Here is a 23,199-nt window from a genome sequence, read left to right as displayed (position 1 = left end):
GATCCACATGAGCCACGAGGCGACCAACCTCGACGGTGTGGACACGGTCGTCTACTCCTCGGCGGTGAGCGTGCCGGCCGGGGTGAACTGCGCGGTCATCGGGCCACCGCCTCGAGAACGAAGGACCGCAGCGCCTCGTCACCGTCACGCCGCCCGTACGCCGCCGCCGACGCGCCCATCGCGTACAGCCGCTGCGGGTCGCGGATCAGCGGGATGACGGTGCGCTCCAGCCAGTCCGGTGTGAGTTCCGCGTCGTCGACGAGCACCCCGCCGCCGGCCTCCACCACGGGCAGCGCGTTGCGCCTCTGCTCCTGGTTGCTGTGCGGGTACGGCACGTAGATGGTGGGCAGGCCGATCGCGGCCACCTCGGCGACGGTCATCGCCCCGCCCCGGGCCAGCATCAGGTCGGCGGCCGCGTAGCCCAGCTCCATCTCGGACAGGTAGGGCAGCGTCACGTACGGCACCGGCAGGTCGGTGGGGATCGGCACCGGTTCGTTGCGGGCGCCCATCACGTGCAGCACCTGCACGCCGTTGCGGGCCAGTTCCTTCGCCGCGCCGGACACCGCCAGGTTGATCGAGCGGGCGCCGGACGAGCCACCGGCGACGAAGAGCACCGGCAGGTCGGGGCGCAGCCCGAAGTGCGCGCGGGCGGCGTTGCGCAGCGCGTACCGGTCGAGGCTGGCGATGCTGCGGCGCAGCGGCACACCGACCACGGCGGCGTCGCGCAGCGACTCGGCCTGGCTCGGCTGGTGCGGGAAGCCGACCGCGATGTTCTTGGTGAACTTCATGCCGAGGCGGTTGGCGACGCCCGGCGGCACGTTCACCTCGTGGATCACCATGGGCAGTTCCCGACGCCACGCGGCCAGGTAGGCCGGCACCGAGACGTACCCGCCGAAGCCGACCACCGCGTCGGCGCGTACCTCGTCGATCACCTTGCCCGCCGCGCGGGCCGCGGTCCACATCCGGCCCGGGGTACGGACCAGGTTCATGTTCACCGACCGGGGCAGCTGGTACGCCGGGATCTGCCGCAGGTCGTAGCCGTGCGGCGGGATCAGCTCGTTCTCCATGCCCTTCGGTGTGCCGAGGCAGGTGATCCGGACGCCGGGGTCGTGTCGGCGCAGGCAGTCGGCGAAGGCGAGCAGCGGGTAGATGTGCCCCCCGGTGCCACCTCCCGCGAGCACCACCGAACGCAGCGGACCCATCAGCGTCTCCTCTCGCTCGCCGTACCTCCGGGAGCCCGGCCCTGCCGGACGCCGCGTGGTGCGGCCTGGTCGTCCTGGCGCCGCTCACGGGACCGGGGCACGGACCCTCGGCCGGCGGTCGACGACGCCGGTCGGCGACGCCGGCCGGGAAGCGGCGGCAACGGGGCCCAGAGTAGTCGGACCCACCGGGCCGGCGGACGGGCATGCAGTGCTCTGGCCGCATCGGGTTCGGCGCGGGCGAAGGATGCCAGCATGCCGATCGCGGCCAGCGTCACGACCAGGGCACTTCCGCCGTCGGAGATGAACGGCAGCGGCAGGCCGGTGATCGGCAGCAGGCCGACCACCCCACCGATGTTGATCACCGCCTGGCTGACCAGCCAGGTGGTGACCGCGGCGGCGGCGAGGCGCCGGAACGGGTCGTCGACCCGCCGGGCGATCCGCAGCCCGGTGTACGCGAGGACCGCGAAGAGGGCGAGCACCACGGCGCAGCCGATCACGCCCAGCTCCTCCGAGATGATCGCGAAGATGAAGTCGTTGTGCGCCTCGGGCAGCCAGTCCCACTTGAGGCTGCCCTTGCCCAGCCCGACGCCGAACCAGCCGCCGTGCTCGATGGCCAGCCGACCCTGGTAGAACTGGAGACAGCCGTCGAGTTTGCACGTCTCGGGGTCGGGTGGGTCGAAGAACATGGCCAGCCGGGCGAAGCGGTAGTTCTCCTCGCCGCGCTCGCCGGAGCCGGCGCCCAGCGACGCCACCGCGACGAGCAGCCCGATACCGGCCAGCCCGGCCGCCGCCAGGGCACCGAAGACCCGCATCCGCACCCCGGCGGCCCAGAGCAGGCCGACCACCAGGGCCAGCAGGCAGAGCATCGTGCCGGTGTCGTTGTAGCCGACCAGGACGAAGAGCAGGCCCACGACCGGAAAGAGCGGCGTGGCCAGCTCCCGCCACCAGCCCAGCGCGGCGCCCTTGCGGGCGATGACGTGCGAGCCCCACAGCACCAGCGCGAACTTGGCCAGCTCGGAGGGCTGCACCTGGATCCCGCCGACGAACAGCCAGTTCAGCCGCGCCTCCACCGGCCCGAAGACGACCGTCCGCTGACGGGTGAGCCGGCCGTAGGCGACCAGGAGGTTGAGCAGCAGCAGCAGCGCCACCGACGTGAACAGCAGCGGCCGGCCCAGCGACCGGTAGGTGCTGGCGGGCAGTCGCTGGCAGGCCCAGAACGCCCCGATGCCGATCACCGCGAAGATGGCCTGCTTGGTCAGCGAGGCCGACGCGTTGCCGTCCTCGGCGTAGTCCTTCACGCTGGTCGCCGAGAAGACCATGGTCAGCCCGATCAGCAGCAGCAGGCCGGCGCTGGACAGCAGCAGGTAGTAGGAGGCCAGCGGCCGGTCCAGCAGGCCGCGCAGCGCGACCAACCCGCCGCTCGCGTCCAGCCCGCGCAGCGGTGCGGGCGCGGCGCCCTCCGGCGCGCGCGGTGCCGCGCCCGGCTCCGGGCCCCGCGCGTCGTCCGGTGGCCCCGCGGCCTCCGCGGCGCGCGTCGTGCCCGGTGACCGTCGCGGCCGACCGGATGTCCTGTCCTCGGTGCCTGGTTCCTCCCCCACCCGGACATCATCACCGCTCGGCACGCCCGAGTGGCCCACAACGATGCACCGGGCGTGTCGGGCTTCGCCGCCTCGGGTAGGGCACCTCGGACCCTTTGCGCTCGACCACCCGGACCGGCCGACCACCCGGACCGGGCGACCGGGCGACCGGGCGACCGGGCGACCGGGCGACCGGGCGACCGGGCAGGCGAACGGGCGGGTCAGGTCATGTTGGCGAGGAACTCGCTGTAGAACAGGCCCAAAGCGATGGCCACGCCGATGCCGGCGATGATCCAGAAGCGGACCACGATGTTGACCTCGCTCCAGCCGGCCAGCTCGAAGTGGTGGTGCAGCGGCGACATCCGGAACACCCGTTTCCCGGTGGTCCGGAACGAGATGATCTGGATCACCAAGGACATCGTGACGATCACGAAGAGCCCGCCGATGATCGGCAGCAGCAGGATGGTTCGGGTCGACATCGCCATGCCGGCGATCAGGCCGCCCAGACCCAGCGCCCCCGTGTCACCCATGAAGATCCGCGCCGGCGAGGTGTTCCACCAGAGGAAACCCACACAGGCCCCGGCCGCGGCCCCGGCTATCAGCGCGATCTCCAACGGGTCGCGCACCTCGTAGCAGTACGGCTGCGTGTAGCTCGGGTCCGCGCACCAGTGCCGGTACTGCCAGAACGCGATCAGCGCGTACGCGGCGAGCACCATCACCGACGCGCCGGTGGCCAGCCCGTCCAGACCGTCGGTGAGGTTCACGCCGTTCGTCGCGGCCATCACCACGAAGATGAAGATGATCACCGCACCGATCTTGCTGACCTCCAGGGCGTCGATGTCCCGGATGAAGCTCAGCGTGCTGCTGCCCACCGTCTCGGTGTTGGTCTTCGCGCCCGTCGCGTCGGTCATCGTGCTCGGGAAGTACAGCGCCACCACGCCGAAGACCGCGCCGACCAGGATCTGACCGATCAGCTTGCCCCGCTTGTTCAGACCGGCGCTGTTGCGCTTGCGCACCTTGAGGAAATCGTCGAGGAAACCCACCGCGCCGGAGAAGACCATGAGCCCCAGCAGCACCAGCGCGGTGATGGTCGGCTCGACCTGGGCGATCTGCAGGTCCGGCAGAGTGGTCAACGCCAGGTGTCCGGCCACGTACGCGATCACCGTGGCCAGGATGAAGACCACGCCGCCCATCGTGGGCGTGCCCTTCTTGCCCTGGTGCATCGCGGGGCCCTCGGAGCGGATCGGCTGACCGGCCTTGAGCCGGGTGAACACCTTGATCGCGAGCGGGGTGCCGAACAACGAGACCAGGAAGGCCACCCCGACGGCGACGATGACCGCCCTCATCGGGTGGGCTCCTGACCGGTGTCGGCGCGCAGGGCGTCGGCCACCTCCCAGGTTCGGTAGCGGGAGCCCTTGACCAGGACGACATCACCCGGTCGTAGTTCGCCCCGCAGCACCTCGACGGCAGCCGCCTGATCGGTGAGCAGCACCGACTCTCCTCCCCAGTCACCTACTGATATGGCGCCCTCATGGATCGGCGCCGCCGGCTCGCCCACCACGAGCAGCCGGTCCACCCCCAGCTCGGCCGCGAGCCGGCCGGTCTGAGCGTGGCCGTCGTGCTCGTACGGGCCCAGCTCGGCCATGTAACCCAGCACCGCGACGGTACGCCGGCCCTGCCCGATGCTGGCCAGCGCCCGTAGCGCCACCGCCGTCGACGCCGGGTTCGCGTTGTACGAGTCGTCGATCACGGTCACCCCGTCCGGGCGGTCGAAGACGTCCATCCGCCGGGTGGAGACCAGCTGCAGCTCGCCGAGGGCCGTGGCCAGCTCGGCCAGCGGCATGCCCAGCTCGCGCGCCACCGCCGCCGCCGCGAGGGTGTTGCCGACCTGGTGCCGGCCGGTCACCCCGAGCCGCACCGGCGCCCGCCCCTCCGGCATGACCAGGGTGTACGACGCGCACCCCCGCTCGTCGAGCGTCACGTCCTCGGCCCGCACGTCGGCGTCCGCCGCCTCGCCGTAGCGGACCACCCGGGCCCGCGTACGGCTCGCCATCGCGTCCACCCGCGGGTCGTCGGCGTTCAGCACGGCCAGCCCGTCCGGTGGCAGCGCCTCGACCAGCTCGCCCTTGGCCTGGGCGATGGCCTCCTGCGAGCCGAACTCGCCGATGTGCGACGTGCCGACGTTGAGCACCACGGAGATCCGGGGCGGCGCCAGCTCGCACAGGTAGCGCACGTGGCCGATCCCGCGCGCACCCTTCTCCATCACCAGGTAGCGGGTGTCCGGTCCGGCCCGCAGCGCCGTGTACGGGTGCCCCAGCTCGTTGTTGAACGAACCGGGCGGCGCCACCGTCGCGCCGAGCCGCGCGGTGAGCTGACCGATCAGATCCTTGGTGGTGGTCTTGCCGGACGAGCCGGTCACGCCGATCACGGTCAGCTCGGGCAGCCGGTCCACGGCCGCGCGGGCCAGCCGGCCCATCGCGGTCAACGCGTCGTCGACCAGCACCATCGGCACCCCGGGCACCTCGCGACTGCCGAGCACCGCCACCGCGCCGGCCTCGATCGCCGTCGCCGCGTAGTCGTGCCCGTCGACCTTCTCACCGGGGAAGGCCACGAAGAGCGACCCGGGCCCGACCTTGCGCGAGTCGAACTCCACGGTGCCCGTGACGGTGGCCGCCGGATCGGCGGCGACGAGCCGCCCGTCGACCGCCGCGGCCACCTCGGCCAGGCTGAGCGCGATCATCGCTGACCCGCCAGATCCCCAAAGCGGGCCCGCAGCGCGTCGGCCAGCTCCGTGCTGTCGTCGAACGGGAACACCTCGCCCGCCACCTCCTGGCCACGCTCGTGACCCTTGCCGAGCAGCGCGACCACGTCGCCGGGCTCGGCCAACCGGACCGCCTCGTCGATCGCCGCCCGGCGACCGGCCACCTCGATGATCCGGGCGGCCGCGCCGGCCCGGTACGCCCCCGCGAGCACCTCGGCGCGGATCTCCGCCGGGTCCTCGGTACGCGGGTTGTCGTCGGTCACCAGCACCACGTCGGCCCCCTGCGCCGCAGCGGCGCCCATCACCGGCCGTTTGCCCCGGTCCCGGTCCCCACCGGCGCCGATCACACAGATCAGCCGGCCGGCGCTCAGCTCCCGCAGGGCGGCCAGCGCCGCCACGATCGCGTCCGACTTGTGCGCGTAATCGACCACCCCGCGCACCGGCCCGGCGGCGTCGACCAGCTGCAACCGGCCGGGCACCCCGCCGCAGGCGGCCACGCCGTCGGCCGCGGTCACCGGATCCATCCCGGCGGCGACCAGCGTGGCGATGGCCAGTAGCGCGTTGGCCACGTTGTGCCGGCCCGGCAACGCCACCCCGGCGGACACCGCCACGCCGTCCGGGCCGTGCGCGGTGAACCGCTGCGCGTACCCCTCGCCGCCGACACCGTCGGCCCACCACGTCGCACTCGGGTCACCGGCCGCCGAGTAGGTGACCGTCGCCGGCTTGTACAGCGGCCGCAGCGCCGGGTCGTCGTGGTTGAGCACCTCGACGGCGCACCGGCCGTCGAAGAGCTGGGCCTTCGCCGCGAAGTAGTCGGCGCTGTCGGCGTGGAAGTCCAGGTGGTCGGAGCCGAAGTTGGTGTAGCCGCCGACGGCGAACCGGACACCGCCCACCCGGCCCATGGCCAGGGCGTGGCTGGAGACCTCCATGACCACGGCGGTCACCCCGCGCTCGCGGGCGGTGGCGAGCATGGCGTGCAGGTCGGTGGCCTCCGGCGTGGTCCGGACACTGTCGATCACCAGGTCGCCGAGGCGGGTCTCCACCGTCCCGATCAACCCGGTGGTGTGACCGGCGGCCCGCAGCCCCGACTCGACCAGGTAGGCGGTGGACGTCTTGCCGGCCGTGCCGGTCACACCGATCACCGTCAGGCCGGCGGTCGGGTCGCCGTACACGGCCGAGGCCAGCTCACCGAGCACCGCGCGCGGGTCGGGCACCACCAGGGCGGGCAGGCCGGTCCCCGCCGCCAGCTCCGCGCCCGCGGCGTCGGTCAGCAGCGCGACCGCGCCGGCCTCGGCGGCACCGGCGGCGAACTCCGCGCCGTGCCGGCGGGCACCGGGCAGCGCCGCGTACAGGTCGCCGGGGCGGACCTCCTGGCTGGCGTGGGTCGCCCCGCTGACGACCACGTCGGCGGCGTCCCCCGGAAGATCGACGGCGAGCCGGACGGCGAGATCACCGAGCCGGACTCCGGTCACGGTACGTGGACGTGGATTGCCGGGCACGGCGTCAGACCCTACCCGGTCGTCCGGTTCCGGCCGCACAGCCGCCCCGGTGGTTCGTCGGCACTCACCGATGATGTCCCGCCGTCGCTGGTCAGCGCGGATAGACCACGAACTTGGGTGCCGAACCACCGGTGGAGGGCGGCACGCGGTAGTGACGCAGGGTGAACTGCATCATCTCGCGGAACGCCGGTCCGGTGATCGCCGCGCCTCCTCCGCCGGGCGCGTAGACGAAGACCGCGATCACGTATCGCGGCTTCTCCGCCGGCGCCATGCCGATGAAGGACTTCACCTCGCCGGGCTGCTTCTTGCCGTCCACCAACCGCCAGCCGGTGCCGGTCTTGCCGGCGACCCGGTAGCCCGGCACCGCGCCGGTCAGACCGGTAGCGTGCTCGACAGTGGTGACCGCCTCCAGCATGGTACGCAGCGCCGCCGCGTTCTGCGGGCTGAGCACCGACCGGGTCACCGGCGCGGGCGCGGGCGTGCGCTTGCCGTCCGGGCCGATCGTCTCCTTCACCAGGTGCGGCTGCACGTAGGTGCCGTCGTTGGCGATGGCGGCGTACGCGGCGGCCATCTGCAGCGGCGTGGCGTCGACGCTGTGCCCGATCGGCACCGACCCGTACGACGATCCGCTCCACTCGTCGGCCGGCAGCAGCCGGCCGCTGGCCTCGCCAGGCAGCCCCTCACCGGTGGGCTGGCCCAGCCCGAACCGCTTCTGGTAGTCGATCAACCGGTCCCGGCCGAGCCGGTCGGCGATCGTGATGGTGCCGACGTTCGACGAGTACGCGAGCATCCCCGGCACGCTCATCCGCCGACCGTTGGACGGGTGGGTGTCGGAGAACCAGGTGTCACCCTTCTTGATGCTGTTCGCGATGGGCAGCGTGGTGTCAGGAGTGATCACCCCCTCCTGCAACGCCGCGCCGTAGGTGATCGCCTTGTGCACCGAGCCGGGGTCGACCACGAAGCTCGTCGCGGCGTCCTCCCGGGCGACCGGGTCGCTCGGGACCGGCTTGGCCGCGTTGTAGGTGGGGTCGCTGGCCTGGGCCAGCACCTCGCCGGTGGGGACGTCGATGATCACCGCGGCGGCGGTGGCGCCCCGCTGCTGCGCCATCGCCGCGCTGAGGATCTGCTGCGTCTTGAACTGCAGGTCGCGGTCGATGGTGAGGCACAACGAGCTGCCCGGCTTGGCCGGGGTGGTCTTGCTGTAGCCGCCCGGGATCGGCGCGGCCAGGTCGCCGAGGCCGGCCTCGTACACCCGCCGGCCGTCCTGCCCGGCCAGCAGGTCGTCGTAGCGGGCCTCCAGCCCCTCCAGCCCGTCCATGTCCTGGCTGGTGAAACCGATCAGGTTGGCCGCCAGGTCGCCGCCGGGCACGTCCCGACGCTCATCCCGGTGCACCCAGATGCCGGGCAGTTCCAGCGCCTGCACCCGCTTGGCGGTCGAGATCTCCACCCCCCGGGCCAGGTACGCGAACCGGGACGAGACGCCACCCTCCAGCTTGCGGGGCTTCATCAGCTCGGCGAGCTTCGACGCCGGGATGCCGAGCAGCGGGGAGAGCACCCTCGCCGTGCCGGGCACGTCCTTGACCTCGGTCGGGTCGGCGGAGACGTACCGAGCCTCGACACTGCGTGCCAGCTCGGCGCCCGTCCGGTCGTAGATCGCGCCGCGCGGCGCGGGAAGCTCGACCGTGCGGGTCCGGTCCACGACGCCGCCGCCGGCGTATGCCGGGGTGTCCACGGCCTGCAGAAAGACGAGCCGCACGCCGATGACGGCGAACAGCGCCAGGGTCAGCGCGGTGCCCAGCCGCAGCCGCAGCCGCGGATCGGCGAGCTTCGGCGGACGCCGCGGCTTGCGCGCCGGCCGGCGGGCCGCCGGCCGGTCGGCGCGGCGCGGCGCGCGAGGGGTGGTCCGGCGACGCGGTGGCGGCTCGTCGCCGGCCGAACCCCGGGGGTTGCGTGGCGCGACGGTCCGCACGACCCCGCCGCGTCCGGCCGCCGGCGCGGCGCGCCGCCCGGCCTGCGCGGCGGCGGCCCGGCCACCGTCGAGCACCTGCAACGCCGGCCGGAACGGGTCGTTGGAGCGGGTGCTGCGGGGAGTACGCCGCTGCTCGGCGCCCCCGCCGCGGGTCGGCGCGGCGCGCTCCTCCCGGACGGTCCGGCCCCGAGGGGTGTACGCCCGGGCGCCGGAAATGCCGCCGATACCCGGCTCGTCGTTGCGCGACTCCCCGTCGACGGGGCCGGTGTCACGCGAAGAACCGCGCCGGGACCCCGTGGGGTTCCGGCGCGGTTCGTCCGACCGTGGTGGCACCGGTCAGCCTCCCGCGCCCTGGCTGGTCACCGACGGCTCGCCGGTCGCCGGCTTCGGCACCCCGAGGGGCAGCTTGCCGTCGGGCAGCCGGACGTACCCCGGCTCACCGGAGTCCACCAGGCCCAGGCGACGCGCCTGGGCGGTCAGGTTCCCCGGCGCCTCGGCCTCGGCGATCTGCTTGTCGAGCTGCTGCTTCTCCAGGTCCAGTCGGGCCTGCTGCTGCTGCAGCTTCTCCAACCGGAAGGCGTTCTCGTTGATCTTGGTGTTGACCGCCAGGATGCCCAGCACCCCACCGACCACCAGCACCACGATCAGCGCCGCGAACGGCGCACGCGGCACCGACACGGGCGGCGGCGGCGCCACCCGCAGCCGGGGCGGACGGGCGCTCGGCGCGACGCCGGCCTTCTCGGCCGGACGCAGCGCGGCGGTGCCCTGGGTGGGGAACTCGCGCGCCCCCCGGGCGCGAGCCTCCCCCTGCCGATTCACTCGATCGATGCGTGGCGTACCGTTCCCCACGCGCGGAGCCCGCTCCGCCGCGGTCCGGCCCCCCGACCGCGGTGCGCGCTGCCCGCCGCCGGTGACGTCCCGGCGGTCGCGCTTGTCAATGTTCATGTCCCTCCCCCTCAACGTCCGTCCCTCTACGGTCACGGCGCCCCTGACCCCCCACGGATCAGGCGGACCCCGTGCCCGGTTGGTGCACTCCCTTCACCCGTCGGCGAGACCGTTCGCGGTCGGTCCGCCCCTGTTCTGTCGCGTTCGGGTCGAGTCGTTCCGCTGCCCGCAGCCGCACCGAGGCAGCGCGCGGGTTCGCGGCGACCTCCGCCTCCCCGGGAAGTTCGGCGCCCCGGCTGAGCAGCCGGAACGTCGGACCGGACCCGGGGAGCTCAACCGGGAGGTCGACCGGGCCCTTACTGCGGACCCGGTCCGCGAGCGCCGCCTTGGTGAGCCGGTCCTCCAACGAGTGGTAGGACAGGACCACCATGCGACCGCCCACGGTCAGTGCGTCGAGCGCGGACGGCAGCGCCGTCTCCAGCGCTGCCAGCTCTCTGTTTACCTCGATCCGTAAAGCCTGAAACGTTCTCTTTGCCGGGTGCCCGCCCGTTCGTCGGGCTGGTGCCGGAATGGAATCCCGGACCAGCTCCGCCAGCCGCGCGGACGAGGTGATCCGGGCGCGTTCCCGCTCCCGGATGATCGCCGAGGCGATCCGGCCGGCGAACTTCTCCTCGCCGTAGACCCGCAGCACCCGGGCCAGGTCCGGATGCGCGTACGTGTTGACCACCTCCTCGGCGGTCACCCCCCGGGTCTGGTCCATCCGCATGTCCAGTGGCGCGTCCTGGGCGTAGGCGAACCCGCGGTCGGGCGCGTCCAGTTGCAGCGACGACACCCCGAGGTCGAACAGGATCCCGTCGATACCCGGATAGCCCAACCGCTCCAGCACCTCGGGCAGCTCGTCGTAGACGGCGTGCTCCAGGTGCACCCGATCGGCGAACCGGGCCAGCCGGACCCGTGCGTGGGCGAGGGCCTCGGTGTCCCGGTCGAGCCCGATGAGGACCGTCTCCGGGTGCGCCTCGAGCACCGCCTCCGCGTGCCCGGCCAGGCCGAGCGTGGCGTCGACGTGCACCGTCCGGCCACCTCGACCCAGCGCGGGGGCCAGCAGCTCGAGACACCGCTCGAGCAGCACCGGCACGTGCGTGCCGCGCAACTCCCCCATGTCGACCCCCACTGGTTGAAACGTCCGTTCTTCTCGTGCGCCTGCCGTGGCGACGGCGCTGCCGTCGTACCGCCAGATCCCCATCCGCTCCCGCCCGGCACCGGGTTCCGCCCGATGACTGGATCGTGCGCCTGGCACCGGGGAAGGGATGCCAGGAACTCGAAAGCGGCTGGAGATCTCGCAGTACGTCGGGCGCCGTTTCCGCCCTACAGACCGCCGGGCAGCACCCCCTCCTCGATGTCGGCGAAGTCGTCTTCGCTCTCGGCGAGGTAGGTCTCCCAGGCGACCTTGTCCCAGATCTCCACCCGCGTGCTCGCGCCGATCACCACGAGGTCGCGGTCCAGCGCGGCATACTCCCGCAGGTGGGCCGGGATCGTCACCCGACCCTGCTTGTCCGGAACCTCGTCGTGCGCGCTGGCGAAGAAGACCCGGCTGTAGGCCCGGGCCGCCTTGTGCGTCATCGGCTGCGCGCGCAACTGCTCCGCGATCCGCTGGAACTCGGGCGTCGGGAAGACGTAGAGGCAGCGCTCCTGCCCTTTGGTGACCACGACCCCCCCCGCCAGCTCATCCCGGAACTTGGCCGGAAGGATCAACCGGCCCTTTTCGTCCAGGCGTGGAGTGTGGGTGCCGAGAAACATCGGCCCTACCCCCTCGCCCCTGAGCGGCGTTCGCGGCGCCGCTGACCCCCCGGGCCGGTGAGCCCTCCCGGCCTCACCATTGGTCCCCACTCTACTCCACTTCCCTCCACCTGCAACCAGATTCGCCCGCGTGGCGTGCCCAGTCCGGGGGCAAAACCGCACGTCACACGGGGTGGAGCGCAGTGGAGGGCCGCGACGCCCCTCCGGCGTGGTCCGCTTTCCGACATAGATCGACTCCGTCCGGCGGACGCCGACCCGGCCACCCGCGCACCTGCCACGGCCGAACGGTTCACCGTCGGCGGCGATCTGGTGAGGCGGGCGGTCCGGTAACCTCGCTCGCGTGACGGACGCGAAAATGCCCCTACGGGCCAAGGTGGCCAGCTCCGTGTCACGGACCGCCGCGGCGCTCTCCCGGGCGGCCGGCCGTGGCGACGGTTCGGTGATCGGCGGGTGGATCGGGCTGAAGATCGACCCGGACCTGCTGGCCCACCTGTCGGCCGGGCGCGCGATCGCGCTCGTCTCCGGCACCAACGGCAAGACCACCACCACACGCCTGACCGCCGCCGCGGTCGGCGTGCTCGGCCGGGTCGCCACCAACTCGTTCGGCGCCAACATGCCCACCGGGCACACCTCGGCGCTGGCCAAGGCCGGCAGCACCCCGTACGCGGCGCTGGAGGTCGACGAGCACTACCTCGCCCAGGTGCTGGAGGCGACCGACCCGCACGTGGTCGCCCTGCTGAACCTCTCCCGCGACCAGCTCGACCGCGCCAAGGAGGTCGCCATGATGGCGCAGCTCTGGCGTGCGGCGCTGGTCCGGCACACCGACGTGCGGGTGGTAGCCAACGCCGACGACCCGATGGTGGTCTGGGCGGCCACCCCGCCGGCCGACCCGGCCCGGGGCATCAACCCGCCGCACGTGACCTGGTTCAGCGCGGGCCAACGCTGGCACGACGACTCCTGGGTCTGCCCCGAGTGCGGCTCCACCATCCAGCGCTCCGGCGAGCAGTGGTGGTGCACCGGCTGCCCGCTGCGCCGACCGGAACCGCAGTGGGTCGTCGAGGACGAGGGCGTGCTCGACCCCACCGGCGCCTGGCACAAGGTCTCCCTCCAGCTCCCCGGCAAGGTCAACCTCGGCAACGCGGCGACCGCGCTGGCCGTGGCCGCCGAGTTCGGCGTCCGCCCGGTCGACGCCGTGTCCCGCCTCGGCATCGTCACCTCGGTGGCGGGCCGCTACGCGCAGGTCGACAAGGACGGGCGCAACATCCGGCTGCTGCTGGCCAAGAACCCGGCCAGCTGGCTGGAGGCGTTCGACATGGCCGACGAGGCGCCGACCCTGCTCTCCATCAACGCGCGCGACCCCGACGGGCTGGACACCTCCTGGCTCTTCGACGTCGACTTCGCGCCGCTGCGCGGACGGCAGGTGCTGATCACCGGCGACCGGGCGTACGACCTGGCGGTCCGGCTGGACGTCAACGACGTACCGTTCCAGCACGTCCGCACCTTCGACGACGCGATCCGGTCGGTCCCGCCCGGGCGGCTGGAGGTCATCGCGAACTACACCGCGTTCCAGGACATCCGAGCGGAGTTGGACCGTGTCAACTGAGAGCCTGCGCATCGTCTGGATCTACCCCGACCTGCTCTCCACCTACGGCGACCGGGGCAACGCGCTGATCCTCGCCCGTCGGGCGCGCCAGCGCGGCATGCCGGTCGAGGTGCTGGAGGTCCGCTCCGACCAGCAGCTGCCCGCGACGGCCGACATCTACCTGGTCGGTGGCGGCGAGGACGGCCCGCAGGCGCTCGGCGCGCAGCGGCTCATCGCCGACGGCGGGCTGCACCGGGCGGTGGCCCAGGGTTCGGTGGTGTTCGGCGTCTGCGCCGGTTACCAGCTGCTCGGCACCTCCTTCTTCGCCAAGGGTGTGCAGTGCCGCGGCCTGGAGTTGCTCGACCTGCGATCCGACCGGGGCGAGAGCCGGGCCGTCGGCGAGCTGGCCGGTGAGATCGACCCGCGGCTGGGCCTGCCCGCGCTGACCGGCTTCGAGAACCACGGTGGCCGTACCCACCTCGGCCCGGAGGTCTCCCCGCTGGCCCGGGTCACCGCCGGGATCGGCAACGACGGCGCCACCGAGGGCGCCTGGCGCGGCAAGCTGCTCGGCACGTATTCGCACGGTCCCGCGCTGGCCCGCAACCCCGCCCTGGCCGACCTGCTGCTGCGCTGGGCCACCGGGGCGCACCAGCTCCCGCCGCTGGACGACACCTGGTCCGACCGGCTCCGCACCGAGCGCCGCGCCGCAGTGGCCGCCGCCCGGGCATGATCCGCGCCGTCCGGCGGCTGCTCCGGCAACCGTCGGCCGCCCGGTTCGCCCTGCTCGTCCTCCTGATCGGCTGCTGCGGGCTGCTGCTGCTCCTGGTGCCCCGACCGGACCCGGCGCAGCTGCCGATGCTGGCCGACCAGGTGGGCGACCTCGCCCCGGTGGCGGCGATCCTCGGCGGGGCGCTGCTGCTGGTGGCGCTGGTCCCGCGGACCTTCATCACCCTCGCCGCCGGCGCGATCTTCGGCCCCCTGGAGGGCGCCGCGTACGCCCTGGGTGCCGCGCTGGTGGCGGCGGCGATCGGGTTCACGGTCGGCCGGCTGCTCGGCCGGGAGTTCGTCGCCGAGCGGGTGCGCGGCCGGTTGGCCCGCCTCGACGGCTGGTTCGCCCGGCAGAGCGTGCTCGGCGTGGTCACCGTCCGGTTGCTGCCGATCGCCGGCTTCGGGCTGGTCAGCTACGGCTACGGCACGACCGGTGCGCGCATCCTGCCGTTCCTGGCCGGCAGCGTCATCGCCTCCGCGCCGACCGCGTTCGGCTACGCCGCGATCGGCGCGGCCGTCAGCTCCCCGGGCCACGTCAACTGGTACGCGGCCGCCCCCGCCAGCCTCGGCCTGATCGCCAGCGTGGTGCTGGTCCACCGCTGGTGGCGCGCCGAGCGGCGGCGTCGCCGCACCATGCCGGTGTGACCGTGGCCGAACCGACCCGTCCCGCCGAGGAGCCGCTCACCGGCGGCTTCGTCGCCGACGTGGTCCGGGTCGGTGACACGGTACGACGTACCCCGCCGGCCAACCTGGACTTCGTCGGCGCGCTGCTGCGTCACCTGGCCGAGGTGGGCGCGGACCTCGCGCCCCGCCACCTGGGTGTCGACGACCGTGGTGGACGTGATGCTCGACCAGACCTCCCGCCCTGCCGCGTCGATCATGGAGTTGTGGTGGGGGACAAACCCCGCAGATCGGGGTGAACCGGGCACCACAACTCCATGATCGACGGGCCAGGGGGACGGGGACCGGGACGGGAGTTACGCGACCACCGAGACCAGGCGGCCCTTCACCACGATGACCTTGCGGGGCTCCTTGCCGGCCAGGGCGGCGGCCACCGCGTCCAGGGCCGCCGCGCGGACGGTCTCCTCGGACGAGTCGGCGGGAACCTCGACGCGGCCACGGACCTTGCCGTTGACCTGCACCGGGTAGGTCACCGTGTCGGCCACCAGCAGCGCCGGGTCGGCGGTCGGGAAGTCCGCGTACGTCAGCGAGGTGTCGTGACCCAGCTTGCGCCACAGCTCCTCGGCCACGTGCGGGGCGAACGGCGCCACCATCAGCACCAGCGGCTCGGCCACCTCGCGGGGCGTCGCCGACAGCCGGGTCAACCCGTTGGTCAGCTCGATCAGCTTGGCGATGGCGGTGTTGAACCGGATGCCGTCCATGTCGCCACGGACCCCGTCGATGACCTTGTGCAGCAGCCGGCGGGTCGCCTCGTCGGCCGGGTCCTCGGTGACCCGCAGCGCGCCGGTCTGCTCGTCGACGACGGCCCGCCAGACCCGCTGCAGGAACCGGTACGACCCGACGACCGCCCGGGTCTCCCAGGGGCGGGACACCTCCAGCGGACCCATCGACATCTCGTACACCCGGAAGGTGTCGGCGCCGTACGCGGCGCACATGTCGTCGGGCGTCACCACGTTCTTCAGCGACTTGCCCATCTTGCCGTACTCGCGGTTGACCGCCAGGTCGCCCAGGTAGTAGGCGCCGTCGCGCTCGACGACCTCCTCGGCCTGCACGTAACTGCCGCGCGAGTCGGTGTACGCGTACGCCTGGATCATGCCCTGGTTGAACAGCTTGCGGAACGGCTCGAACGACGACACGTGCCCCAGGTCGAACAGCACCTTGTGCCAGAACCGCGCGTACAGCAGGTGCAGCACGGCGTGCTCGGCGCCGCCGACGTACAGGTCGGTGCCCCCGCAGTCGCCCTCGCCGCGCGGACCCATCCAGTACCGCTCGTTCTCCGCGTCGACGAACCGTCCGCTGTTGGTCGGGTCCAGGTAACGCAGCTCGTACCAGCAGGAACCGGCCCACTGCGGCATCACGTTGGTCTCGCGGGTGTAGCGCTTCGGCCCGTCGCCCAGGTCCAGTTCCACCTCGACCCAGTCGCGCCGCCGCGACAGCGGGGTCTCCGGGTTGGAGTCCGCGTCGTTCGGGTCGAACGTCTTCGGGGAGAAGTCGTCGACCTCCGGCAGCTCAACCGGCAGCATCTCCTCCGGCAGGGCGATGGCCGCGCCGGTGGAGTCGTAGACGATCGGAAACGGCTCACCCCAGTACCGCTGCCGGGAGAACAGCCAGTCACGCAGCCGGTAGGTCACCGCGCCGGTGCCGTGCCCGTTCGCCTCCAGCCAGGAGATGATCGCCGCCTTGGCGTCGGCGACCCCCAGGCCGTTCAGGTCCAGGCCGCGCTCGGGCGCGGCGCTGTTGATCGCCGGGCCGTCCCCGGTGTACGCCGTGCCGTCGAAGCCCTCCGACGGCTGCACGGTGCGCACGATGGGCAGCTCGAACACCTCGGCGAACGCCCAGTCCCGCTCATCCTGCGCCGGCACCGCCATGATCGCGCCGGTGCCGTAGCCGGCCAGCACGTAGTCGGCGATGAAGATCGGGATCTGCCCACCGGTGACCGGGTTGGTGGCGTACGCGCCGATGAAGACGCCGGTCTTCTCCTTGCTGTCGGACTGCCGCTCGACGTCGGTCTTGGCCGCCGCCGCCTTGCGGTACGCCTCGACGGCCGCCCGGGGGCTGGCGTGCCCGCCGGTCCAGGCGTCCCGCGTGCCGTCCGGCCAGGCCGCCGGCACCAGCGCGTCGACCAGCTCGTGCTCGGGCGCCAGCACCATGTAGGTGGCCCCGAAGACGGTGTCCGGGCGAGTGGTGAACACCCGGACCGGCTCCAGCGCGGTCGGGAAGTCGATGTGCGCGCCCTGGGATCGTCCGATCCAGTTGCGCTGCATGTGCTTGATCGGCTCAGGCCAGTCCAGGCTGTCCAGGTCGTCCAGCAGGCGGTCGCCGTACGCGGTGATCCGCATCATCCACTGCTTCAGGTTGCGCTTGAAGACCGGGAAGTTGCCCCGCTCGGAGCGGCCGTCGGCGGTGACCTCCTCGTTGGCCAGCACGGTGCCCAGACCGGGGCACCAGTTGACCGGGGCCTGCGAGACGTACGCCAGCCGGTGGTCGTCGACGACCCCGCGGCGCTCGGCGGCGCTCAGCTCGGCCCAGGCGCGGCCGTCGGGGGTGGGCCGGTTGCCGCCCTCGAACTCGGCGATCAGCTCGGCGATGGGGCGGGCCCGGCCGGCGTCGCGGTCGTACCAGGAGTTGAAGATCTGCAGGAAGATCCACTGGGTCCAGCGGTAGAAGTCGGTGTCGATGGTCGCCACCGAGCGACGCTCGTCGTGCGCCAGCCCCAGCCGACGCAGCTGCGTCTTGTACCGCTCGATGTTCGCGACCGTGGTGGTCCGCGGGTGGGTGCCGGTCTGCACCGCGTACTGCTCGGCGGGCAGGCCGAACGCGTCGAAGCCCATCGCGTGCAGCACGTTGCGCCCGGCCATCCGCTGGTAGCGGGCGTAGCAGTCGGTGCCGATGTAGCCCAGCGGGTGGCCCACGTGCAGGCCGGCGCCCGACGGGTACGGGAACATGTCCAGCACGTACAGCTTCTCCGCGCCGGCGCGGGGGTGCGTCGGATCGGCCAGCGGGCCGGTCGGGTTCGGTGCGTGGAAGGTGCCCTCGCGCGCCCAGGTGTCCTGCCAACGATTCTCGATCTCGTCGGCCAGGGCCGCGGTGTACCGGAACGGGGGAATGTCGCCCGCCGGTGCGGCTGCCTCACTCATCGTCTCTCCTCGCTTCGCTTCGCTTCATCTCGGCGTCACCGGGCCGGGCCGGTCGTCTCGGCACCGCCGGACGGGCCGGCGGAGGGCACAAAAAAGCCCCTCGCGCAGGAGGGGCCGCCGTGCTGTCACGCGTTCAGCGCATCAGCACGGCCCGGTAAGAAGCAGGAAGACTCCGGCCATGTCCCGCAGTGTACCCCGCGCAGCGGACGGGCGACGGCACCCGGGTGCCGGCCGCACCCCGTCCCCCAACATGGCGAATATCGGTGCGTAACCGACGGACTACCTGCGGGGGTCGGCGATAACGACAAACATGGTTAGCCTGAGAGGCCAGTGAGATTCCTGCGGCAAACGAGGCTCGGCGTCGCGAACCCAACGGCGGGTCCAGGTGCTCTCTCACAGAGCTGCCGTGATGGCGACGAGGAGGAGGCCCGTGACACAACAGACCTGGGACGAGGTGGGCGGCCTGTTGCCGCACGACGAGTTCCGCGCCGCCAGCGAGGCCATCGTGGCCAACATCGAGCAGGTCATCGAGGGTAAGACAGCCACCGTGCGGCTCGCCCTGGCCGTCCTGCTCGCCGAGGGTCACCTCCTGATCGAAGACGTCCCGGGTGTCGGCAAGACCAAGCTGGCCAAGGCCCTCGCGCGGTCCATCGACTGCACGGTGCGGCGGATCCAGTTCACCCCCGACCTGCTGCCCAGCGACGTCACCGGCGTCAGCGTCTACAACCAGGAGACGCACGACTTCGAGTTCCGCCCGGGTGCCGTCTTCGCCAACCTGGTCGTCGGCGACGAGATCAACCGGGCCTCGCCGAAGACCCAGTCGGCGTTGCTGGAGTGCATGGAGGAGCACCAGGTCACCGTCGACGGCGTGACCTACCAGCTGCAGACCCCGTTCATGGTCATCGCCACCCAGAACCCGATCGAGATGGAGGGGACCTACCCGCTGCCCGAGGCGCAGCGCGACCGGTTCACCGCCCGGATCGCGATGGGCTACCCGGACTCCGGCGCCGAGCTGGCCATGCTCGACGGGCACGGCGCCACCGACCCGCTGCACGAGCTGCGCCCGGTGTCCGACGCGGACATCGTCCGGCAGCTGATCGCCACCGTCCGGCAGGTGCACGTCGCCGACGCCGTCAAGCAGTACGCCGTCGACCTGGTCACCGCCACCCGCGAGGCCCCCGACCTGCGGCTGGGCGCCTCCCCCCGGGCCACCCTGCAACTGCTGCGCACCGCCCGGGCGGTCGCCGCCCTGGAGGGGCGTGACTACGTCCTCCCCGACGACCTGCAGGCCCTGGCGGTGCCCGTGCTGGCGCACCGGATCATCCCGACCGCCGACGCGCAGCTCGCCCGGCGCACCACCGACGCGATCGTCTCCGAGCTGGTGCACCGACTGCCGCTGCCACACGACCGGCAGCGCAACCCGTACGACACCCGTCCCGCCACCGGCAACGGTCGCGCCCCCTACGAGCCGCGGAGGCCGTGACGTGCGTGCCGGGCTGCGCGGGCTGACCACCCGCGGGCGCTCGTTCCTGGCCGCCGCCGTCGCGGCGGCGATCTCCGCCGGCATCCTCGGTGAGAAGGACCTGCTGCGGGTTGCCGTGCTGCTGGCCGTCCTGCCGCTGCTGGCTGCCGCCTACGTGGGGCGCAGCCGCTACAAGCTGGCCTGCAACCGGTCGCTGGATCCGCACCGGGTTCCGGTCGGGGCCAACTCGCGGGTGGTGCTGCGCCTGCAGAACCTGTCCCGCCTGCCGACCGGCACCCTGCTCCTGGAGGACCGGCTGCCCTACGCGCTGGGCAGCCGACCCCGGGTGGTGCTGGAGCGCCTCGGCGCACACCAGGCGAGCTCCGTGGCGTACACGGTGCGGGCCGACGTGCGGGGTCGCTACGACGTGGGTCCGCTGGTGGTGCGGATGACCGACCCGTTCGGTCTCTGCGAGCTCACCCGCGCCTTCCCCAGCACCGACCACCTGACGGTCATCCCGCAGGTCACGCCCCTGCCGTCGGTCCGGCTCCCCGGGGAGTACGCGGGCAGCGGCGACAGTCGGGCCCGGTCGGTGGCGGTGCACGGCGAGGACGACGCGGCGACCCGGGAGTACCGGCGCGGCGACGACCTGCGCCGGGTGCACTGGAAGTCCACCGCGCGCACCGGTGAGCTGATGGTGCGCCGCGAGGAGCAGCCGTGGGAGAGCCGCGCCACGGTCGTCCTGGACACCCGCGCGTACGGCCACCGCGGTGACGGGCCGACGGCGAGTTTCGAGTGGGCCGTGTCCGCCGCCGCCAGCATCGCCGTGCACCTGCGGCAGGCCGGCTACAAGCTGCGCCTGGTAACCGGCTCGGGGGTGGACGTGGACGCCTCGGAGGCCGGCGGCGACGGCGCGCTGCTCGACCATCTCGCCGAGGTCCGCCTGGACCAGCGCGCCGAGGTGACCGGGCTGGTGCAGCGGGTCCGGCAGCGCGCCGACGGCGGTCTGATCATCGCGTTGTTCGGCGCGGTGAGCGTGGCCGAGGCCGAGCTGCTGGCCGGGCTGCGGGGCAACGGCGCGACCTGCGTCGGCTTCCTGTTGGACAGCTCCACCTGGCTCAGCCTGCCGGAGAAGGCGCGGGCCGAGGCCGAGCGCGCGCACGGCGCCGCCGCGCTCACCCTGTTGCAGAGCGGCTGGCGGGTGGTCGGCGCCGACCACGGCAGCCGGCTGCCGGCGCTGTGGCCGCAGGCGGGCCGGGGCTCCCAGGGCTTCGCCCTGCGCGCCGCGCTGGCCGAGACGGTCGCCGGCGGCGTGCGATGAACGGAAGGTCCCCCTCATGATCGCCAGTCGGAACATCGGCGCGGTGGCGGCCGCCGCCACGCTGCTCGCCGCCGCGCCGCTGTCGGCCATCTTCCAGACCTGGACGTGGCTGATCCAGTCGGCGATCGCGGTCGCCGTGGTGGCCGGGGTGGCGGCGCTGACCCGGCTCGTCCGGGCGCCGCTGTGGGGTCAGGTGCTGGGCATGCTGGCCGCCCTGCTGCTCGCCCTGACCTGGCTGTTCCCCAGCGGCTCGGAGCTGCTCACCTTCCTGCCCACCCCGGGCACCATCGGCCACTTCGCCGACCTGCTCAGCGGCTCCATGCAGGACATGCGCTCCTACGGGGTCGAAGTCCCGGACACCGATCCGCTGCTGTTCATCACCGTGCTCGGTGTCGGCGGGGTGGCCGTGCTGGTCGACGTGCTGACGGTGGGGCTGCACCGGCCCGCGCTGGCGGGGCTGCCGATGCTCGCCATCTACTCGGTGCCGGTCGCCGTCTACGTGGACAGTGTCCCCGCGGTCCCGTTCGTGGTGGGCGCCGCCGGCTACCTGTGGCTGCTGGTGACCGACAACGTCGGCCGGGTCCGCCGGTTCGGCCGCCGGTTCACCGGTGACGGCCGGGACGTCGACGTGTGGGAGGCGTCCCCGTTGGCATCCGCCGGCCGCCGGCTCGCGGTGGTCGGCGTGGCACTGGCCGTGGCGCTGCCGCTGGCCGTGCCGGGCATGGCCGGCGGGCTGCTCGACACGCTCACCGAGGGGACCGGCAACGGCACCGGCAACGGGCGCTCGGGCTCGGGTGGCGCATCGGGGCGGATCGACCTGTTCGCCTCGCTGGCCGGTCAGCTCAACCAGTCCGAGGTGGCCGACCTGGTCAAGGTGACCACGACCGAACCCAACCCGTTCTACCTGCGGTACGCGGTCGCCGACGAGCTGCGCCCGAACGGGTTCCAGGCGCGTACCCCGAGCGGACGCGCCGTCAACCGGGACCTGCCCAATCCGAACGAGCGAGCCGGCCCGGGGGTGCAGCAGACCGAGTATCGGGCGACCGTCGAGGTGACCAAGAACCTCAGCATGTCCCTGATGCCGGTGTACGCCGAGCCGACCCGTACCGACGACCTGAGCGGCAACTGGCTCTACGACCCCAACCAGCAGGTCGTCTTCTCCAACCGGGAGAGCTCCCGGGGCCGCAAGTACTCGTTCGACTACATCCGCTCGACGTACACCCCGGCGGTGCTGCGGGCCGCGCGGTCACTGCCGGCCGATCACCCGGTACGCCGGCAGTTGACCGCCACTCCGGGCACGGTGCCCGAGGTGGAGGAACTGGTCAAGGGGCTGGTCCAGGGCAAGCGCACCGACTACGACCGGGTGTTGGCGATCTACCAGCACTTCTCCGCCGACAACGGGTTCAGCTACCGACTCAGCACGCAGAGCGGCAGCAGCGGTCAGGACATCGTCAACTTCCTCACCAACAAGGTCGGCTACTGCCAGCAGTACGCGGCGGCGATGGCCTGGCTGGTGCGTACGGCCGGCATCCCGGCCCGGGTGGCGTTCGGGTTCACCAACGGCAGCAAGCGGGACGGCGACACGTACACGCTGACCAACCTCAACCTGCACGCGTGGACCGAGGTCTACTTCGACGGCATCGGCTGGGTGCCGTTCGACGCCACCCCGTCGTACGGGGTGCCGGGCTCCACCCGGTCCGCATGGGCTCCGGACACGGACGCGCCGGAACCGTCCACCCCGGGCGCCGGCACCACGGACACCCCGGCCGGTCCCGACGCGACGGCCGGTCCGGCCGGCCCGGACAACGCCGACCGGGACACCGACAGTGGCCTCTCCCTCGGCGGGCAGACGCCGACCGAAGAGCCACCGGTGTGGCCGTGGTGGGCGGCGGGTCTGCTGGCGCTGCTGGTGCTGCTCGCGGTGCCCGCGCTGCGCCGGCTGGCCCTGCGTCGACGGCGCAGCGGCCGAGCGGCGGGCGGCACGGCGGCCACCCCGGCCGTCGGCGAGGAGGCCGGCGCGCCGGAGGCACGGGTGGTGGTGGTCGGGGCGGACGCCACCCAGGCCCGCGCGGACGCGCACGCCGCCTGGGCGGAACTGCTCGACACGCTGGTGGACTTCCAGGTCCGGGTGGACCTGACCGAGACCCCACGGGCCACCGCGGACCGGCTGGTCCGGGAATCCCTCGCCGACGACGTCGACGCGGTCGGCGCGGCGCGGCTGCTCGGCCGGGCCGAGGAGCGGGCCCGCTACGCACGGGATCCGCTGACCGGTGAACGTCTGCTGCCGGCGCTGCGCGCGGTCCGCAATGCGCTCGCCGCTCGGGCGAATCGCCGAACCAGGGTTCTCGCCGCGCTGCTCCCGCCGTCGGTGCTGCTGCGCTGGCGGACCGCCCTCGCGGACAACTCCAGCCGGATGGTGGCCCTGACCGGGCGCGCCCGGTACCGCCTGCTGCGCTGGAACCCGCGTCGTCTGCTGGCCGACCGAGCGGCCCGCTGACCGAAGACCGCGACGGGGCGGCGAAGGGGGCGGCGGCCGGACGGCCACCGCCCCCTTCGCC

16 protein-coding genes and 1 pseudogene are annotated in these 23,199 nt (G+C 72.9%); 7 read left to right on the top strand and 10 right to left on the bottom strand.

Annotated features, from left to right (window positions below):
- Positions 1–95: 95 nt before the first annotated feature.
- The 9 genes and pseudogenes from murG to mraZ form a co-directional block, all read right to left on the bottom strand.
- On the bottom strand, positions 96–1,202 hold the full coding sequence (gene murG, locus F8271_RS17860) for an undecaprenyldiphospho-muramoylpentapeptide beta-N-acetylglucosaminyltransferase (RefSeq protein ID WP_151490902.1): 1,107 nt from the start codon (positions 1,200–1,202) through the stop codon (positions 96–98).
- Positions 1,202–2,632, bottom strand: coding sequence for an FtsW/RodA/SpoVE family cell cycle protein (locus F8271_RS17855; protein WP_370461925.1), 1,431 nt, complete (start codon positions 2,630–2,632; stop codon positions 1,202–1,204). Before F8271_RS17855 ends, murG begins: the two co-directional genes overlap by 1 nt.
- 368 nt (positions 2,633–3,000) lie before the next feature.
- The gene (gene mraY, locus F8271_RS17850) at positions 3,001–4,125 is read right to left on the bottom strand and encodes a phospho-N-acetylmuramoyl-pentapeptide-transferase (protein ID WP_151490901.1); all 1,125 of its coding nucleotides are present in this window, start codon (positions 4,123–4,125) and stop codon (positions 3,001–3,003) included.
- Positions 4,122–5,519, bottom strand: coding sequence for a UDP-N-acetylmuramoyl-tripeptide--D-alanyl-D-alanine ligase (gene murF / locus F8271_RS17845; RefSeq protein WP_151490900.1), 1,398 nt, complete (start codon positions 5,517–5,519; stop codon positions 4,122–4,124). Before murF ends, mraY begins: the two co-directional genes overlap by 4 nt.
- Positions 5,516–7,078 carry a UDP-N-acetylmuramoyl-L-alanyl-D-glutamate--2,6-diaminopimelate ligase gene (locus F8271_RS17840; protein WP_151490899.1) on the bottom strand — a complete coding sequence of 521 codons (1,563 nt, stop codon included), beginning with the start codon at positions 7,076–7,078 and terminating at the stop codon, positions 5,516–5,518. The genes murF and F8271_RS17840 overlap by 4 nt, the downstream gene beginning before the upstream one ends.
- Positions 7,079–7,130: 52 nt before the next feature.
- Entirely contained in the window at positions 7,131–9,341 is a 2,211-nt protein-coding gene (locus tag F8271_RS17835; RefSeq protein ID WP_151490898.1) for a penicillin-binding protein 2, read from the bottom strand.
- Positions 9,342–9,344: 3 nt separating this feature from the next.
- Positions 9,345–9,953, bottom strand: coding sequence for a hypothetical protein (locus tag F8271_RS17830; RefSeq protein ID WP_151490897.1), 609 nt, complete (start codon positions 9,951–9,953; stop codon positions 9,345–9,347).
- Positions 9,943–11,052: pseudogene (gene rsmH, locus F8271_RS17825) on the bottom strand (16S rRNA (cytosine(1402)-N(4))-methyltransferase RsmH). Before rsmH ends, F8271_RS17830 begins: the two are co-directional and overlap by 11 nt.
- 206 nt (positions 11,053–11,258) lie before the next feature.
- Positions 11,259–11,690: a division/cell wall cluster transcriptional repressor MraZ gene (gene mraZ, locus F8271_RS17820; RefSeq protein ID WP_151490896.1), complete on the bottom strand. Its 432-nt coding sequence runs from the start codon at positions 11,688–11,690 to the stop codon at positions 11,259–11,261.
- A 355-nt stretch (positions 11,691–12,045) separates the two neighbouring features.
- On the opposite strand from mraZ, the gene F8271_RS17815 reads away from it, so the two are divergent.
- Genes F8271_RS17815 through F8271_RS17800 form a run of 4 tightly spaced genes read left to right on the top strand, consistent with a single transcriptional unit; the run spans position 12,046 to position 14,960 of the window.
- A complete protein-coding gene (locus F8271_RS17815; RefSeq protein ID WP_151490903.1) occupies positions 12,046–13,293 on the top strand; it encodes a MurT ligase domain-containing protein in 1,248 nt (415 codons plus the stop codon).
- Positions 13,283–14,002: a type 1 glutamine amidotransferase gene (locus tag F8271_RS17810; protein WP_151490895.1), complete on the top strand. Its 720-nt coding sequence runs from the start codon at positions 13,283–13,285 to the stop codon at positions 14,000–14,002. The genes F8271_RS17815 and F8271_RS17810 overlap by 11 nt, the downstream gene beginning before the upstream one ends.
- Positions 13,999–14,685, top strand: a complete 687-nt coding sequence (locus F8271_RS17805; protein ID WP_151490894.1) for a TVP38/TMEM64 family protein — start codon at positions 13,999–14,001, stop codon at positions 14,683–14,685. Before F8271_RS17810 ends, F8271_RS17805 begins: the two co-directional genes overlap by 4 nt.
- Positions 14,682–14,960 carry a hypothetical protein gene (locus F8271_RS17800; protein ID WP_151490893.1) on the top strand — a complete coding sequence of 93 codons (279 nt, stop codon included), beginning with the start codon at positions 14,682–14,684 and terminating at the stop codon, positions 14,958–14,960. The genes F8271_RS17805 and F8271_RS17800 overlap by 4 nt, the downstream gene beginning before the upstream one ends.
- Before the next feature lie 57 nt (positions 14,961–15,017).
- Here F8271_RS17800 and leuS read toward each other — a convergent pair whose 3' ends face one another.
- Positions 15,018–17,858 (bottom strand): leucine--tRNA ligase, encoded by a 2,841-nt coding sequence (gene leuS, locus F8271_RS17795; protein WP_151490892.1) that lies wholly within the window; start codon positions 17,856–17,858, stop codon positions 15,018–15,020.
- Positions 17,859–18,288: 430 nt separating this feature from the next.
- Here leuS and F8271_RS17790 point away from each other — a divergent pair, with 430 nt between their 5' ends.
- The 3 genes from F8271_RS17790 to F8271_RS17780 are packed head-to-tail and all read left to right on the top strand — an operon-like array spanning position 18,289 to position 23,138.
- Positions 18,289–19,341 carry a MoxR family ATPase gene (locus F8271_RS17790; protein WP_151490891.1) on the top strand — a complete coding sequence of 351 codons (1,053 nt, stop codon included), beginning with the start codon at positions 18,289–18,291 and terminating at the stop codon, positions 19,339–19,341.
- Position 19,342: 1 nt separating this feature from the next.
- On the top strand, positions 19,343–20,641 hold the full coding sequence (locus tag F8271_RS17785) for a DUF58 domain-containing protein (RefSeq protein WP_151490890.1): 1,299 nt from the start codon (positions 19,343–19,345) through the stop codon (positions 20,639–20,641).
- Between the two features lie 16 nt (positions 20,642–20,657).
- Positions 20,658–23,138, top strand: a complete 2,481-nt coding sequence (locus tag F8271_RS17780) for a DUF3488 and transglutaminase-like domain-containing protein (protein WP_151490889.1) — start codon at positions 20,658–20,660, stop codon at positions 23,136–23,138.
- Positions 23,139–23,199: the final 61 nt, after the last annotated feature.

The organism is Micromonospora sp. ALFpr18c (assembly GCF_008868155.1).
GTDB lineage: Bacteria > Actinomycetota > Actinomycetes > Mycobacteriales > Micromonosporaceae > Micromonospora.
The sequence above is the reverse complement of the archived record's forward strand: the minus strand, read 5'-3'. Positions and strand labels throughout refer to the sequence as shown.

Bases quoted from the DNA above. Each gene is read 5' to 3' on its own strand.
- murG (WP_151490902.1), bottom strand. From the start codon at position 1,202: ATGGGTCCGCTGCGTTCGGTGGTGCTCGCGGGAGGTGGCACCGGGGGG.
- mraY (WP_151490901.1), bottom strand. From the start codon at position 4,125: ATGAGGGCGGTCATCGTCGCCGTCGGGGTGGCCTTCCTGGTCTCGTTG.
- murF (WP_151490900.1), bottom strand. From the start codon at position 5,519: ATGATCGCGCTCAGCCTGGCCGAGGTGGCCGCGGCGGTCGACGGGCGG.
- F8271_RS17830 (WP_151490897.1), bottom strand. From the start codon at position 9,953: ATGAACATTGACAAGCGCGACCGCCGGGACGTCACCGGCGGCGGGCAG.
- mraZ (WP_151490896.1), bottom strand. From the start codon at position 11,690: ATGTTTCTCGGCACCCACACTCCACGCCTGGACGAAAAGGGCCGGTTG.
- F8271_RS17815 (WP_151490903.1), top strand. From the start codon at position 12,046: ATGCCCCTACGGGCCAAGGTGGCCAGCTCCGTGTCACGGACCGCCGCG.
- F8271_RS17805 (WP_151490894.1), top strand. From the start codon at position 13,999: ATGATCCGCGCCGTCCGGCGGCTGCTCCGGCAACCGTCGGCCGCCCGG.
- leuS (WP_151490892.1), bottom strand. From the start codon at position 17,858: ATGAGTGAGGCAGCCGCACCGGCGGGCGACATTCCCCCGTTCCGGTAC.
- F8271_RS17780 (WP_151490889.1), top strand. From the start codon at position 20,658: ATGATCGCCAGTCGGAACATCGGCGCGGTGGCGGCCGCCGCCACGCTG.